Raw genomic sequence first — 14,862 nt, 5'->3', positions numbered from 1 at the left:
AATCAGTTTTTGGCAATAGCCTGTTTGGGATGGTTCATATACCACCGAACAACGTCAATCAGTAGGAAAACCAGTAGGCTAACCCCCATAACGGGCAAACTCAGTGCCAGCATCAGCGTAATGAGCGCAATGAGTACCCGGTGAAAAACCGGAACCCGCAGCAGTGTGGCCGTCAGCGTATTGACTGGATTCGCGCCATGACGATATTTGGGACGGCGTATCCACCACATCCGATAGCCCCACACGATCATCACACAAAGCCCAAGGCCAAATGCCGCAAGAATCAACTGATTTGGTAAACCGAATAACACGCCCATGTGCGCATCCACTCCCCAACGAGTGAGTTTGGCGGCGAGTGGGAAGGTGTTGAAATCGGTTTTGTCTACAATCTCCAACGTATCAGGATTAATCGACACGGCATCAACCTGCGTTGGCCAAGCACGATCGATCTCACTGACGGTCCAGGCACTATGTGGCTTAGTGGCGGGGCGAATTTCGATTTTATTGGCATCAATCCCCGCGTGACGAGCGGCAGCCAGCATCTCATCAAATAACGCTGGTGAATAGGTTTCGACATCCCCCATTGGCATTGACGCATGGTGCTCCGCATGTTCATCGGTAGCCATTGTCATATCGTGGCCGTGCATCATGTCATGGTGAGACATCGGTGCGGGCAACTGGGTTTTTACCGATGGGGTTTGCCATCCTAAAGCGGTACGTGCGACAGAGATATTGCCTCCTGCCCACTGTGACCAGGTTAACCCTGTTGCGGAGAAAAAGAGCAAACCAAGCACGAGGCTGAGTCCCATCGTGGCATGCCAATGGCGTAGACGCTGCGTTTTCGCTGCCGTCGTCTGGCTGTTTTTTAACTTCCGCCGTTTGGTCGCTGATGATATATGCCGGGTTGACCACCAGATGACAATACCGCCCAAGGCCGCAACCCACAGCCAGGATGCTGCCAGCTCACTGTAATTACGCCCGACATCGCCTAATCGCAACCCGCGATGCAGATAATCGAGCCAGGTACGAAATGGCAAAATGCCGCTGGTGCCATAGACAATCTCGCTGCCGCGATTTTCCAATGAGACGGGGTCAATGAAAACAGCACGGCTTTCTGATGGACCCAGCTCCGGTAAAGCGAACATGACCCGGGTCGTTTCTCCGGCGACGGGAGCAGGACGTATCGCAAGCAGTTTTGCACCTTGATGATGAGTAAGCCCTGCCTGCGCAGCATGAATTTGGTCCGCTAGCGAATGTGGCGTGCCCTGGCTTTCAGTGAAAAGCTGGTGCGAATACAGTCGGTTTTCAATCTGCGGCGTAAGGACATACAGCGTTCCTGTCAGGGCTGCAACGAAAATAAAAGGACCGACAAAAATACCAATATAAAAGTGAAGCCGGATGAACAGGGCAACGATCGCGGCACGTGGCGATATGTTATCCATAGCGTGCTTATCCAACGTCGTTTCTCCAGCTAGGCGCGCGCCGGAAGCGGCAGTCGTGACTGATGCCTGATTAGGGTGTGACATAGAACCCTCTGAAATCATTTAGCAAAAAAATACTCAAACACCATACCGGAAGGAGTATAGCGGATGTGTTATAAATGCCCGCAGGCATGATAATGCAGCATTCAGAACGGCGGGGCGCGCACCACAGGAGAGGTGTAACGCTCGGGAAGAGCAATCCGGGAAATAAAATGTATGGGTAGCGCTTCAGATAAAGACGCGGTCAAGATGGGATTAGGAGAGCCTGTTGCGAACAGTGCGGGGGTATACGCAAAAAGGACACAATAACCACAAGCGGCATGATCCATCATCATGGATGGCGATGAGTGCGAATGGTGTGATTGCGTCGCGTGATGCCCAGACATCGTGTGTCCAGCATGATTGTGGTGCTGCTCAGCGATATCGCTGTTATTACTGGCGGGCACGGTTATATCATGTACGTCTCTACTGTGAGAGGTCGTACTATTGTGCGTGGTGGTACTATGTGTGGTTATACCATCATCATAAAGCCCATGCTCACGAGGCTCCAGTGTCTGTGAAATCACTGGCGCAATAAAGATGGTCAAAATAGCGAAGATGCCGACCCAGGCTGGGAAACTTCGCCGTCGTAGTGCGGACAAAAGCATAGCAGTCTTAATTCAATAATACCGGGTTCAGCCAAAGGGATACTTTACTTGTCCTTGCTTTGTTACACAAATGTTTATGCCGATCATGCTTTAGGCTATATGTGTGTTAGCGTAGCCGTATGTTGTGATTTTTATCGGTGGAGTTAGAGAAGAGGGTGCAGACGTAAACGGAATAATCCTACGCCCGTATAGATCGATATTCGCTATAGTCCGTGGCTGTTTTCCATTTTTACAACCCGATTTATCATGCTTTAGCGTTCTCTTTGTTTAAACGCTAACCTATTATGATGAACAATATCTTTATCAAGTTGTAGGAAAGCTAACTTATCCATTAATATGGATTTTAGTTGATTGAAGCACACCAACAGGGGGAGCTGTGCTGGATAATAAATTTGGGTTTAAACAGCGGGTTGCCAGCCTTCGCTGGCTGTCCGCCGCCATTATGCTGTCTGTAAGCGCAGTGCCTGCTTGGGCATTCTCTATTGATGATGTGGCACAGCAGGCTGAAAAGCTGGCACAAAAGGGGTTTGAAGCGCCGAAAAGTAATCTTCCTGCGCAATTCCGTGATATGAAATTTGCGGACTACCAGCAAATTCGTTTCAATAACGATAAATCATACTGGAATAATGTACAGACGCCCTTCAAGTTACAGTTCTACCATCAGGGGATGTATTTCGATACTCCGGTGAAAATTAATGAAGTCACGGCGACCACGGTTGATGAGATTAAATACTCGCCTGAGTATTTTGATTTTGGTCCCGTCAATCACGATCCCGAAGCGGTTAAAAATCTCGGCTTTGCCGGTTTTAAAGTTCTCTATCCGATCAATAAAGCAGATAAGAACGATGAAATCGTCAGCATGCTGGGTGCCAGCTACTTCCGTGTGGTAGGGAAAGGCCAGATCTATGGTTTGTCTGCCCGCGGTCTGGCTATCGATACGGCGTTGCCTTCTGGTGAGGAGTTCCCTCGTTTCCGTGAATTCTGGATTGAACGTCCAAAGCCGAATGATAAGCATCTGGTTATTTATGCACTGCTGGATTCTCCGCGTGCCGCAGGGGCTTACCGTTTTACCGTTTATCCGGGGCGTGACAGCGTAGTAGACGTTCAGGCTAGAGTCTTCCTGCGCGATAAAGTGGGCAAACTGGGTATTGCTCCGCTGACCAGCATGTATCTGTTTGGGCCGAACCAGCCGTCACCGACGCTGAACTATCGTCCGGCGCTGAACGACTCTAACGGTTTGTCAATTCATGCCGGTAATGGTGAATGGATTTGGCGTCCGCTGAATAATCCGAAGCATCTGTCTGTGAGCACCTATGCGGTAGAAAATCCGAAAGGGTTTGGTCTGCTGCAACGCGGTCGTGATTTCACTGCCTATGAAGATCTTGATGACCGCTACGATCTACGTCCAAGCGGTTGGGTTGAACCGAAAGGCGAGTGGGGTAAAGGAAAAGTTGAGCTGGTTGAAATCCCTACTGCGGATGAAACCAATGACAACATCGTTGCTTTCTGGACTCCCGATGTATTGCCAGAAACGGGCAAACCACTGGATATTAAATATCGTCTGCACTTTACGCGCGATGAAGATCAACTACATTCCCCGGACGTTGCCTACGTTCAGCAGACACGCCGTTCTGCCGGTGATGTTAAACAATCTAACCTGATCCGCCAGCCTGACGGCACGATTGCTTATATTGTGGACTTCATTGGGCCGAATTTAAAAGAGCTGGATGAGAACGCTCCAGTAGCCTCTCAGGTCAGCATTGGCGATAACGGCGAGATTGTAGAAAATAATGTTCGCTATAACCCAGTAACTCATGGCTGGCGTCTGACGCTGCGTTTACGTGTGAAAGATGCGAAACAGCCGACTGAAATGAGAGCTGCATTGGTTAATGGCGAGACGACACTGACTGAAACCTGGAGCAATCAGCTGCCTGCTAATGAATAAGTCAACTTCTTCTCTCGATTATATTGAGAAACTCCCTCTGCCTGCTGAGCAGGCAGAGGTTCTTCGCGAAAAATTACCGCAAGCGGCCTGGAACGATCAGGCCGTTTTGCATCAGGCCTTGTCTGAAGGTAATCAGTCTGAAGGTAATCAGGTTAATGTTCAGGCCGAGGAGGATGTCGCGCTGCATTCCGTGCAGGCACGTTTAGACATGGCTTGGTCTGATGGTTTGGATAATGGTAAGCAACTCGGCACAGACAGAGAAGGGCGGACGGCATTAAAAGCGATGCCTGTCATTACCCGCGCTTCGATGTTCCCCGATGTTTGGCGGACTAACCCACTGGTTCGCTGGTGGGAAAGCTTGCTAGGCAGGACTGTGCCACCTCGTCCTCATTACAGCCCGGAAGAGAAAATTTCCGAAAATCGCTGGCGCCTGGTGGGAACCATTCGCCGCTATATCCTGCTGGCGCTGACGCTGTTCCAGACTGCCATTGCAACCTGGTACATGAAAACGATACTGCCTTATCAGGGCTGGGCGTTGATCAATCCGTTTGAAATGGCGGGGCAGCCTTGGACACGCTCGCTGATGCAACTGCTGCCTTACGTGCTGCAAAGCGGCATACTCGTTTTATTTGCGGTGTTGTTCTGCTGGGTATCGGCTGGTTTCTGGACGGCGCTGATGGGATTCCTGCAACTGCTTATTGGGCGGGATAAATACAGTATCTCTTCCACGACGGTGGGTAACGAGGCACTGAATCCTGAGCATCGTACGGCATTGATCATGCCGATTTGTAACGAAGACGTAGAACGTGTGTTTGCGGGGTTACGTGCGACGTATGAGTCGGTTGAAGCGACGGGTAACCTTGAACATTTCGATATTTACGTTCTGAGCGACAGTAACGATCCCGATATCTGTGTGGCAGAGCAAAAAGCCTGGATGGAACTGTGTCGTGATGTTGGGGGCGCTGGGCGTATTTTCTATCGTCGTCGTCGTCGTCGTGTTAAGCGTAAAAGCGGCAATATTGATGACTTCTGCCGTCGCTGGGGTAACCAGTATAGCTACATGGTGATTCTGGATGCCGATAGCGTCATGAGCGGTGAGTGTCTGACCTCTCTGGTCAGACTGATGGAAGCGAATCCGAATGCGGGTATTATCCAGTCTTCGCCGAAAGCCTCCGGCATGGATACGTTGTATGCGCGCTGTCAGCAATTTGCAACGCGTGTCTATGGACCACTGTTTACCGCTGGCCTGCATTTTTGGCAACTGGGTGAGTCGCATTACTGGGGGCATAACGCGATTATCCGCGTGAAACCGTTCATCGAGCACTGTGCGTTAGCACCACTGCCGGGTGAGGGTTCGTTCGCTGGTGCGATTCTTTCTCACGACTTCGTTGAAGCGGCGCTGATGCGTCGTGCCGGATGGGGCGTGTGGATTGCATACGACCTGCCTGGAAGTTATGAAGAGCTGCCGCCTAATCTGTTGGATGAACTGAAGCGTGACCGCCGCTGGTGCCATGGGAACCTGATGAATTTCCGGTTGTTCCTGGTTAAAGGTATGCATCCGGTTCACCGTGCCGTTTTCCTGACTGGCGTGATGTCTTATCTGTCCGCACCGCTGTGGTTTATGTTCCTGGTGCTCTCTACGGCCTTGCAGGTTGTGCATACGCTGATGGAGCCTCAGTACTTCTTGCAGCCCCGACAGCTGTTCCCCGTCTGGCCACAGTGGCGGCCAGAGTTGGCTATCGCACTCTTCTCAACCACACTGGTGCTGCTGTTCTTGCCAAAACTGTTGAGTGTGATTCTGGTGTGGGCGAAAGGGGCAAAAGAATACGGCGGCGCTTTACGCGTATTCCTTTCCCTGCTGCTGGAAATGCTGTTCTCGGTTCTACTGGCACCGGTTCGTATGTTGTTCCATACGGTGTTTGTGGTTAGCGCGTTCCTCGGCTGGTCAGTGCAGTGGAATTCTCCGCAGCGTGATGATGATGCGACACCGTGGAGTGAAGCGTTTGTACGCCACGGTTCCCAACTGGTTCTGGGTCTGGTCTGGGCGATAGGCATGGCATGGTTGGATCTGCGTTTCTTGTGGTGGCTGTCGCCGATTGTCTTCTCACTGATTCTGTCGCCGTTTGTGTCGGTTTATTCAAGCCGTGCAGCATTGGGACTGAGTTGTAAGCGTGCGAAGTTGTTGATGATACCGGAAGAGTTCAACCCGCCGCGTGAACTGGTTGCCACGGATGAATATTGCCGGTTGAACCACCAGCGTAGGCTCGATGACGGGTTTATGCAGGCTGTCTTCGATCCGTCCGTTAACGCCCTTGCCAGCGCAATGGCGACGGCGCGTCACCGTTTTAGTCGGGCGATTGAGAACGTGCGCGAGCAGAATGTACGTGATGCTTTGAATCGAAAACCGGAAGAGGTGAGCAATAATCAGCGTCTGGCGTTGCTTAGCGATCCTGTTACGATCTCACGCTTGCACTACCATGTATGGCAAAAACCGGAAGCCTATGCGGCGTGGGTTGAGTCTTACCAAAAACTATCCGCACCTCATATCAAAAGCTAACCGTTTGTCGTGTGAAAGATTGGTAGCATGAACGATAAAGCAACGGCAGTCGCCGTTGCTTTTTTTTCACCCCTAACAAGGCGCTGCTATCCTTGAAATGAGTAACAAGAGCGTATGAGTTAATAAAGGGACGGTTCGCCTTCTGGGCGGGTTTTGAAACGGCGATGCAACCACATGTACTGATCCGGTGCGAGCAGAACATTCTTTTCAACAACCTTGTTCATCCACGCTGCGGTCGCGGTTTCACTGTCTACAGGCACACCTTGCTCAGGAGGTTGGATTCGCAGTTCGTAGCCTTTTCCTTCAGGCAATCGGCGCGGCACAAAAGGAATGATTGCCGGGCGTGCCGTTTTGATTAGCATATAGCTACCGCGGGTTGTGGCCGCTGTATCTACGGCAAACAGAGGGGCAAATACGCTGGTGCGTGGGCCATAGTCGTGATCTGGAGCATACCAGATGATGTCACCCTGTTTGAGGGCGCGTATCATGCCTTTCAGATCTTTCCGGTCGAGCATGGATTTGTTAGAGCGTAGCCTGCCCCACGTCTGTAACCAGTCAATCAACTTATTATCATTTGGACGATACACGCCGATACCCGGGTTGTGCATACCAAAGACTCGAGCCCCGAGTTCCAAGGTTAAAAAATGCAGTCCGATGAGCAACACCCCCTGCTCTCGTTCATTCTCTGGACGTATATGCTCAAGGCCTGTGACCGTAAACCAGCGTTCAAGACGCCAATTCGGCCAAAACCAGGCCATACCCGTTTCAACCACACCCATGCCGACAGATTCGAAATTTTTTCTGACTAATGCATCACGTTCAAGCTGTGGCATCTCTGGGAAACACAATTCAAGGTTGCGGGCGGCGATCTTGACTCGTTGCGGCAGCAGGCGCATTGCGAGATGGCCAAGCGTGACACCGATACGGTAAAGAACGGGATAGGGCAGCAAGACGATAAGGTAAAGGACACCGATTCCTAACCAGGTGAGCCAGTAACGCGGATGTAGCAATGAACGATTAAAAGAAGGGATTTGTGTCATAGTCTCAGTATCAACATTGTGGTACGGGTGCGAGCCAGCACGTGAACCGTTAAAAACGAGTTAATAGTTAGCAGTAAGACGGATTATTACGGTTATCCGCCAATAAAACAAATTATTACCCTATTATTAACTGCTTTATAGTCTAAATGCAGCGTTAATTGCATTCTATCCAGAACGTATTTTTTCGGGCTTTGGTAGCATAACGCGTGATGAAATAGAAAAGGGACGACCCCAACTGCATCGTCCGCCTGGTGCAACGTATTCACCGTTATTGCTTGAAAATGCCTCTGGCATAACGCGGCTCGCTGCGCCAGTACTGAGGGGGAGCCGATACCTGTGCTCCTAGCCTGACGGCAGCATGCCATGGCCAGCGTGGGTCGAAAAGTATCGCGCGAGCCAGCCCAATCGCGTCTGCCTCACCCGTTGCAACGATGGCTTCCGCCTGCTCTGGCTCGGTTATCAACCCCACGGCGATAGTGGTGATGCCAACTTCTTGTTTGATCCGCTGCGCATAGGGCACCTGATAATTAGGTGTGGCATGAATCTGCTGTAACGGTGAGAGTCCGCCGCTGGATACATGGATGAAATCGCAGCCTAACTCGTGTAGCGCTTTACTAAGCTGTACGGACTGCTCCAGATCCCAGCCTCCTTCAACCCCATCTGTTGCAGAAATACGCACGCCGACGGCTTTATGCGCCGGGAAAACGTCTCGTACCGCACGGTAAATTTCAATGACCAGACGCATCCGGTTTTGAAGTGAGCCACCATAGTTATCTATGCGCTGATTTGTCAGCGGAGAAAGGAACTGATGCAGTAAATAACCGTGGGCGGCGTGAATCTCTATCAGATCAAAGCCCAAACGGTCTGCACGTTTCGCTGAGTCAACGAAGGACTCAACTAACGTGCGGACGTGCTGTTCTGACATCGCCAATGGTTCATCATCGCTGGCGTTGTAAGGGATAGCCGATGGTGCGAGAGTCTGCCATCCTCCCTGTTCTGGACGCAGGAATGCCCGCCCGCCCCACGGAACGCCCGTTGACGCTTTACGCCCAGCATGTCCCAACTGTATACCAAGAGGCATAGAAGAATAAGTTTTGACCGACTGAATTACACTGGCAAGTGCTTGTTCGGTTGTGTCATCCCACAATCCAAGATCATGCGGGGAAATTCTGCCTTCAGGTGAGATCGCCGTGGCCTCAATAATGAGCAACCCAGCTCCAGAATGTGACAGGTTACCTAAGTGCATCGTATGCCAGGCTGTCGCCTTGCCATCCTCAGCCGAATATTGACACATTGGCGCGATGATGATTCGGTTGGATAGTTTGAGTTGCCCAAGAGATACAGGGGAGAAAAGCTGGCTCATAATGACAGATCCTTCGATGATGATGCTTCATGAAAGCGCAAGTGAATCACAAGAATAATCTATTTACGGTAGATCACTCTTTATCGTTTCGCTATGCATTTCATGCCCTGACAGCGTCGATGCTATCAGGTATGATGCCGGGCGATTCACTATGCCTGGCTACAGCTCGGCTATCAGTGTTACTCACTAACCTCAATGAAGACAGGAACGTACACCATGCCAGTGTTACATAACCGAGTTTCCAATGAGGAACTGAAGGCACGTATGCTTGCGGAAACCGAGCCACGTACCACAGTTTCCTTCTATAAATATTTTACGATAGATGACCCAAAAGCGTTTCGCGATCGTCTGTATATCCAGCTTGAGCAGCATAACGTCTTTGGGCGCATATATATTGCAACCGAAGGCATTAATGCACAAATCAGCGTCCCGAATAGTCAGTTTGATGTTTTTAAAGCGACCTTGTTCAGCGCACACCCGGCACTCGATCAGATTCGCTTAAATATCGCTCTGGAAGACGATGGAAAGTCCTTCTGGGTATTGCGCATGAAAGTACGCGAACGGATTGTAGCTGATGGGATCGATGATCCCACGTTTAACCCGGCGAATGTCGGGCAATATCTGAAAGCCGATCAGGTTAACGCGATGGCCGACGATCCTAATACCGTATTCGTTGATATGCGTAATCATTACGAATATGAAGTCGGGCATTTCGAGAATGCATTGGAAGTGCCGTCGGATACATTTCGTGAGCAGTTACCGATGGCTGTGGATATGCTTGATGATGCGCGTGATAAAAATATTGTCATGTACTGTACGGGTGGGATTCGTTGTGAAAAAGCCAGCGCCTATATGTTGCACCATGGCTTTAAGAATGTGTATCACGTAGAAGGCGGTATTATTGAATATGCGCGTCAGGCTAAGGCGAAAGGATTACCGTTGAAGTTTATCGGAAAAAATTTCGTGTTTGATGAACGTATGGGAGAGCGTATATCTGATGATGTTATTGCGCATTGCCATCAGTGTGGTGCTTCATGTGATAGCCACACTAATTGCCGTAATGAAGGGTGCCATCTTCTGTTTATTCAATGCCCAAGCTGCGCCGCTAAATATGACGGCTGTTGTAGCACACAGTGTCAGGATGAAATGAAACTTCCGTTGGAAGAACAAAGAGCAATACGCAGCGGTCGTGAAAATGGAATGAAGATTTTCAATAAATCTAAAGGATTATTGCAGTCAACGCTGCATATTCCCGCGCCTGTAGCGAAAGATAAACCGGAATAGCTAACGGCGTAGCCATTAATATAAAAGCCCTTTCAAGAAGAAAGGGCTTTTTGTTGTCAGATGTGTGGTGGTGCCTTATTTCTGGCGAACACCTTCAACGGCAATAATCAGCTCTACATCCTGTGAAGCAGGACCCAAATCTGTCGTAATGTTGAAGTCTTTCAGCTTGATCGTACCTTCTGCCTGGAACCCTGCGCGATAGTTACCCCATGGGTCATCCCCCTGACCGATGAGTTTGGCATCCAGCTTAACGGGCTTGGTGACGCCATTTAAGGTCAGATTACCGGTAATATCGTAATCTTCACCGTCTTTCTTCACCTCTGTTGAGGTAAACGTTGCTTGCGGATGCTTGGACGCGTTTAAAAACTCTGCGCTACGCAGATGTTTGTCACGTTCAGCGTGGTTAGTATCAACACTGTTCGTGTTGATGGTGACATTCACTTTGTCCGCAGATGGGTTTTTCTCATCAAAGGTAAAAGCGCCGTCGAAGTCGTTAAAGCTACCGTAAAGCCAACTATAACCAAGGTGCTTAATGCGGAATTCAATAAACGCGTGCTGGCCTTCCTTGTCAAACTTATATTCTGCTGCCAGGGCCGAGCCAGCAGAAGCAAGCATGGATACAGCGGTCAGGCTCAGTAGTGTTTTCTTCAGCATTGATTTTTCTCCATAAGTACAAAAAGTTAAGGGACGTTGCGACCCAACATCCGTTTCAACGTGCTATCACCATCGATAAAGTGGTGTTTTAATGCGGCGAAAGCGTGTAGCGCTGATAAAGCAACCACCGCCCATGCAAGATAAAGATGCACGTCGCCTGCGATATCGGCTTGATCCGTCAAGCCGCTAATAGTGGCCGGAATAGAAAACCAACCAAAAACTGAGATCGGGTGTCCTTCCGCCGTGGAAATGAGATATCCGCTGATGAGGATGCCAAATAACACGACATAAAGAGCGATATGAGCCAGCGTCGAACTGACGCGAGTCAATGTAGAGTAACTTTCTAACGGCGCTGGCGGGGGAGAGATAAAACGCCACACCACGCGAAAAATTATGATGGCAAAGAGCAGCATACCAACGGCTTTATGAATTTCTGGCGCTCGGTGATACCAAATATCGTAATATCCCAATGTGACCATCCATAGTCCTAAAGCGAACATTCCATAGATAGCCAGCGCTGCAATCCAGTGCAGAAGAATGCTGATATGGCCGTAACGCGAAGAGGTATTACGCCAAAGCATGATGAGAACTCCTTATCTTAACGATAACATTGTGGTGGCTAATAATTAATCATTGGAAAACATAAAAGCAATATAAATTTTTCAATTTTAACATTATCATAATTATGAACAGTTTTTTTGAATTTAAATTTATATTTTATTCAATTTAGTTATGAGTATTTTTCAGAAATAAATATTGCGTCGAGCTATTTCTCTGACAAAAGAGAGGGGGCTTTGCGAGAAAATAAGGTGTTATGGCATTTATCGGATGCAGTTTACTGAATAATAATGACGTGAGTGATTAATTAGAGGTGAGGAAATTAGCATTAAGTGCGGTAATAAATAAAGAAATGAGAATATGCTGAAAATAACAACACCGCCATTGAGGCGGTGTTGTTATTTTAACTAGTATTACGAAAGAAAATGTTATTAAGAAAAATTAATAGGTATTGAATGTAATATTAATAACGCTATCAATTACTAATGTTTTCGATAATCACTGACGTCACAGTCTGTCGATTCGATTTTCGCGATACCGGCTTCGAGTATGTGTATCAATTGCCTGGCAACATCGGTTGTTAGCCAAAGCGTCCGGTCTACATGGGCTTCATCTGGTGCTTGATCCGAGGTGGATAAGTAATGCAAACGGATCATCATGGCGTCATAACTGTCAACGGTGCTGATGTCCCAACCTACAAGAGGATGTGTCTGAATAACTTCATTTTTTCTATCCATAAATACCCCTTATTGACTAGTTACTAACATGAGTGACTAACGAGGCTTCAGGTGGCTCATTATTCTTAAACGAGCTTTATCAGTATACTGCTGCTTATTTAATTTATGGGAAATATTTTCAATTTTTCGTAAAAAGATTACATCTTAGGAATGATATACCCCAAATAATTCGAGTTGCAGGAAGGCGGCAAGAGAGGGAGTCCCGATGAGCTTACTCAGGTAAGTGATTCGGGTGAGTGAACGCAGCCAACGCACCTGCGGCTTGAAGTATTACGGGTATAGAGAGATAAGTAATGTACCTAATGAGGTGTCGGGACGAATAGATTTCCATCCCGAAGGTTCAGCTACTGGGGCGGTAGAGCCACTATTCCGTGCTGGACCCAGCATTTTTCTCTAATGCGGCAGCCAGTCGGGCAAGGTATTTCTTCACAGTAGGGTCCCGATTCTCATTCTGAGATTCCAACGTCAGATTGTGAATCATCAGTTTGTTTGCTTTTTCATCGAAGCAGAATGCCAGGGATGAGAAAGCGAGCTCCAGAGCATCGATCTTGCGCTGCTGCTCGCCAATCAGCTCCAGCAATTCCCCGAATGTCATTGCCTCTTCTGGTTTTTCTACCGTCATAATAGATACCCTCGATCGTAGCACATGGCGGAATGCCGCTTTAAACTGCCATTACAGCCTATGTCTTCGTTATCTTTCAAGCTTTAGATTACTCTGCTGCAAACCAATCATCGGCACTTTCCCACGTTTCCTGCAAGATTTCAGAGATACGATCTTTGTCATCTTTGCCTGCGCCCATCACTGTCAGGCTATTAGCGGATGCATAACGAACTTGAATGGGCGTGTCGGGATAAATTTTGTGAATACGCTTTTCCAGCTCATGCTTGAGTGCGTCGACTGCACCAGCGGGTAAAGGCGTTGTCTTTGCAAGAGTGATTTCTACGCGCATGCTGACCTCCAAATTTTAAACTGTTTATTTATACAGTTATTGTGAATGAAGAACAAGACACGCACTAAAATTTAGCCCATCGGCATAATGCTGATGGGCTTGTCGATTAACGGACTGACCAGTTGAGGCTTTGGCCAGCCAGGAAGGGGATTAGCGATTCGTCGCCGAGAGCAATTTCTTCGGGGAACGTGACGGTTTCACGATGAAGCTCAATCCAGCTGTCGTTTACCGGCAGGTCATAAAAACGTGGGCCGTTCAGGGAGCAGAATGCTTCGAGTTTATCCAGCGCGTTCATTTCTTCAAAAACGGTGGCATAGGTGCTTAATGCCGCCTGAGCATTGAATACACCTGCACAACCGCAGCTGGACTCTTTTCTGTGTTTTGCATGGGGCGCGGAATCCGTGCCGAGGAAAAGCCGATCACAGCCGCCAGCAACCGCTTCACGCAGCGCCTGCTGGTGTGTGTTACGTTTTAGGATTGGTAAGCAATACAGGTGAGGGCGAACGCCACCAACTAGCATATGATTGCGATTAAACATTAAGTGCTGAGGGGTAATGGTTGCCGCGAGATAATCATTGCCTGCAACAACGTACTGCGCTGCTTCTTTCGTCGTGATGTGTTCAAGGACGACTTTCAGCTCAGGGAATTGTTGGCGTAACGGCTCCAGTACAGTTTCGATGAAGCGCGCTTCCCGATCGAAAATATCAATGGCGGGGTCGGTCACTTCACCGTGAATGAGCAATGGCATGCCAATTTTCTGCATTTTCTCCAGAATACCGGAGATATTGGCGACGCTGGTTACGCCATGGCTGGAGTTCGTTGTCGCGTTGGCTGGGTAGAGTTTGGCAGCGGTAAATACACCTTGCTCAAAGCCGCTCACGATCTCATTGGCATCGAGTGCATCAGTCAGGTAGCACGTCATCAGCGGATGAAAGTTATCCCCCTGCGGAACCGCGGCTAAAATACGCTGACGATACGCAATCGCGCTGGCTACGCTGGTAATCGGCGGCGTCAGGTTGGGCATAACAATCGCACGGCCGAAGAAACGGCTGGTATAGGGGAGAACGGTTTCCAGCATCCGATCGTCACGTAGGTGAATGTGCCAATCGTCAGGACGACGGATTTTAAGAATAGTGGGCTGTGCGGTCATGGAATTGCGCTCCGGCGGTCAGTAGAAAAACAGCGTCTTTCGGTTGGTTTTGGGACTGATACGGCGGGGGATAAGGATAAGCGTAAAGCCATTTGAATGCATCCGTTTGTTGATGAATGCTTGAAATTAAGCGTCGATTGGCATCTGATAGCATTATCTTTTCATTGATAAACAAGGGATGTATATGGAAATTCGTATTGTTGCCACTATTCAGGCAAAGGCTGAGTTCATTGCTGATGTTACCGCAACGCTAAAGCGCGTGGTATCACCTAGCCGACAGGAAGCGGGTAATGTGCAATATGATCTGCATGAAGTCGTGGATAAGCCCGGTTCATTTGTGTTCTTCGAGCGCTGGAAAGATCGGGATGCTTTGGCATCACATGAACAAAGCGCACACTTTAAAAGTCTGTTGGCTGAATTGAGTGGCAAAACGGACAGTGTAGATATCAAGCAATTGAATTTTTTAGGCTAATAAAAGGCTGCCCATAAAAAAACC

The 14,862-nt window shown here is 48.9% G+C and carries 14 protein-coding genes; 4 read left to right on the top strand and 10 right to left on the bottom strand.

The genetic code is table 11. The features are described 5' to 3' along the window. Positions 1 to 2: 2 nt before the first annotated feature. On the bottom strand, positions 3 to 1,526 hold the full coding sequence (locus tag EDI29_RS15685; protein ID WP_137741640.1) for a PepSY-associated TM helix domain-containing protein: 1,524 nt from the start codon (positions 1,524 to 1,526) through the stop codon (positions 3 to 5). Positions 1,527 to 1,627: 101 nt separating this feature from the next. Then, on the bottom strand, positions 1,628 to 2,128 hold the full coding sequence (locus EDI29_RS15680) for a DUF2946 domain-containing protein (RefSeq protein ID WP_137741639.1): 501 nt from the start codon (positions 2,126 to 2,128) through the stop codon (positions 1,628 to 1,630). A gap of 442 nt (positions 2,129 to 2,570) precedes the next feature. On the opposite strand from EDI29_RS15680, the gene EDI29_RS15675 reads away from it, so the two are divergent. Both EDI29_RS15675 and mdoH read left to right on the top strand, forming a co-directional pair. Further along, entirely contained in the window at positions 2,571 to 4,073 is a 1,503-nt protein-coding gene (locus EDI29_RS15675; protein WP_137741670.1) for a glucan biosynthesis protein G, read from the top strand. Beyond that, a complete protein-coding gene (gene mdoH, locus EDI29_RS15670; protein WP_137741638.1) occupies positions 4,066 to 6,630 on the top strand; it encodes a glucans biosynthesis glucosyltransferase MdoH in 2,565 nt (854 codons plus the stop codon). The genes EDI29_RS15675 and mdoH overlap by 8 nt, the downstream gene beginning before the upstream one ends. A gap of 119 nt (positions 6,631 to 6,749) precedes the next feature. On the opposite strand, the gene EDI29_RS15665 is transcribed toward mdoH, so the two are convergent. Together EDI29_RS15665 and EDI29_RS15660 are read right to left on the bottom strand one after the other, a co-directional pair. Continuing rightward, entirely contained in the window at positions 6,750 to 7,670 is a 921-nt protein-coding gene (locus EDI29_RS15665) for a Kdo(2)-lipid IV(A) acyltransferase (protein ID WP_137741637.1), read from the bottom strand. A gap of 268 nt (positions 7,671 to 7,938) precedes the next feature. Further along, on the bottom strand, positions 7,939 to 9,033 hold the full coding sequence (locus EDI29_RS15660) for an NADH:flavin oxidoreductase/NADH oxidase (protein ID WP_137741636.1): 1,095 nt from the start codon (positions 9,031 to 9,033) through the stop codon (positions 7,939 to 7,941). A 216-nt stretch (positions 9,034 to 9,249) separates the two neighbouring features. Here EDI29_RS15660 and trhO point away from each other — a divergent pair, with 216 nt between their 5' ends. Continuing rightward, positions 9,250 to 10,317: an oxygen-dependent tRNA uridine(34) hydroxylase TrhO gene (gene trhO, locus EDI29_RS15655; RefSeq protein WP_137741635.1), complete on the top strand. Its 1,068-nt coding sequence runs from the start codon at positions 9,250 to 9,252 to the stop codon at positions 10,315 to 10,317. Between the two features lie 75 nt (positions 10,318 to 10,392). On the opposite strand, the gene EDI29_RS15650 is transcribed toward trhO, so the two are convergent. The 6 genes from EDI29_RS15650 to pyrC form a co-directional block, all read right to left on the bottom strand. Next, positions 10,393 to 10,968 (bottom strand): YceI family protein, encoded by a 576-nt coding sequence (locus EDI29_RS15650; protein WP_137741669.1) that lies wholly within the window; start codon positions 10,966 to 10,968, stop codon positions 10,393 to 10,395. A gap of 29 nt (positions 10,969 to 10,997) precedes the next feature. Beyond that, on the bottom strand, positions 10,998 to 11,552 hold the full coding sequence (locus tag EDI29_RS15645) for a cytochrome b (RefSeq protein ID WP_137741634.1): 555 nt from the start codon (positions 11,550 to 11,552) through the stop codon (positions 10,998 to 11,000). Positions 11,553 to 12,011: 459 nt separating this feature from the next. Further along, positions 12,012 to 12,266, bottom strand: coding sequence for a biofilm formation regulator BssS (gene bssS / locus EDI29_RS15640; protein ID WP_005970542.1), 255 nt, complete (start codon positions 12,264 to 12,266; stop codon positions 12,012 to 12,014). Positions 12,267 to 12,630: 364 nt separating this feature from the next. After that, positions 12,631 to 12,888 (bottom strand): hypothetical protein, encoded by a 258-nt coding sequence (locus EDI29_RS15635; protein ID WP_107167714.1) that lies wholly within the window; start codon positions 12,886 to 12,888, stop codon positions 12,631 to 12,633. A gap of 88 nt (positions 12,889 to 12,976) precedes the next feature. Further along, a complete protein-coding gene (gene dinI, locus EDI29_RS15630; protein WP_137741633.1) occupies positions 12,977 to 13,216 on the bottom strand; it encodes a DNA damage-inducible protein I in 240 nt (79 codons plus the stop codon). A 106-nt stretch (positions 13,217 to 13,322) separates the two neighbouring features. Next, complete coding sequence (pyrC, locus tag EDI29_RS15625) at positions 13,323 to 14,366, bottom strand: dihydroorotase (protein ID WP_137741632.1); 1,044 nt, start codon at positions 14,364 to 14,366, stop codon at positions 13,323 to 13,325. 184 nt (positions 14,367 to 14,550) lie between these two features. Between pyrC and EDI29_RS15620 the strand changes: the two genes are divergently transcribed. Further along, on the top strand, positions 14,551 to 14,838 hold the full coding sequence (locus EDI29_RS15620) for a putative quinol monooxygenase (protein ID WP_137741631.1): 288 nt from the start codon (positions 14,551 to 14,553) through the stop codon (positions 14,836 to 14,838). Positions 14,839 to 14,862: the final 24 nt, after the last annotated feature.

This window comes from Pectobacterium polonicum, assembly GCF_005497185.1.
GTDB lineage: Bacteria > Pseudomonadota > Gammaproteobacteria > Enterobacterales > Enterobacteriaceae > Pectobacterium > Pectobacterium polonicum.
The sequence above is the reverse complement of the archived record's forward strand: the minus strand, read 5'-3'. Positions and strand labels throughout refer to the sequence as shown.

Coding starts and splice junctions, on each gene's coding strand:
- EDI29_RS15685 (WP_137741640.1), bottom strand. CDS start 1,526: ATGTCACACCCTAATCAGGCATCAGTCACGACTGCCGCTTCCGGCGCG.
- EDI29_RS15680 (WP_137741639.1), bottom strand. CDS start 2,128: ATGCTTTTGTCCGCACTACGACGGCGAAGTTTCCCAGCCTGGGTCGGC.
- EDI29_RS15675 (WP_137741670.1), top strand. CDS start 2,571: ATGCTGTCTGTAAGCGCAGTGCCTGCTTGGGCATTCTCTATTGATGAT.
- mdoH (WP_137741638.1), top strand. CDS start 4,066: ATGAATAAGTCAACTTCTTCTCTCGATTATATTGAGAAACTCCCTCTG.
- EDI29_RS15665 (WP_137741637.1), bottom strand. CDS start 7,670: ATGACACAAATCCCTTCTTTTAATCGTTCATTGCTACATCCGCGTTAC.
- EDI29_RS15660 (WP_137741636.1), bottom strand. CDS start 9,033: ATGAGCCAGCTTTTCTCCCCTGTATCTCTTGGGCAACTCAAACTATCC.
- trhO (WP_137741635.1), top strand. CDS start 9,250: ATGCCAGTGTTACATAACCGAGTTTCCAATGAGGAACTGAAGGCACGT.
- EDI29_RS15645 (WP_137741634.1), bottom strand. CDS start 11,552: ATGCTTTGGCGTAATACCTCTTCGCGTTACGGCCATATCAGCATTCTT.
- bssS (WP_005970542.1), bottom strand. CDS start 12,266: ATGGATAGAAAAAATGAAGTTATTCAGACACATCCTCTTGTAGGTTGG.
- EDI29_RS15635 (WP_107167714.1), bottom strand. CDS start 12,888: ATGACGGTAGAAAAACCAGAAGAGGCAATGACATTCGGGGAATTGCTG.
- dinI (WP_137741633.1), bottom strand. CDS start 13,216: ATGCGCGTAGAAATCACTCTTGCAAAGACAACGCCTTTACCCGCTGGT.
- pyrC (WP_137741632.1), bottom strand. CDS start 14,366: ATGACCGCACAGCCCACTATTCTTAAAATCCGTCGTCCTGACGATTGG.
- EDI29_RS15620 (WP_137741631.1), top strand. CDS start 14,551: ATGGAAATTCGTATTGTTGCCACTATTCAGGCAAAGGCTGAGTTCATT.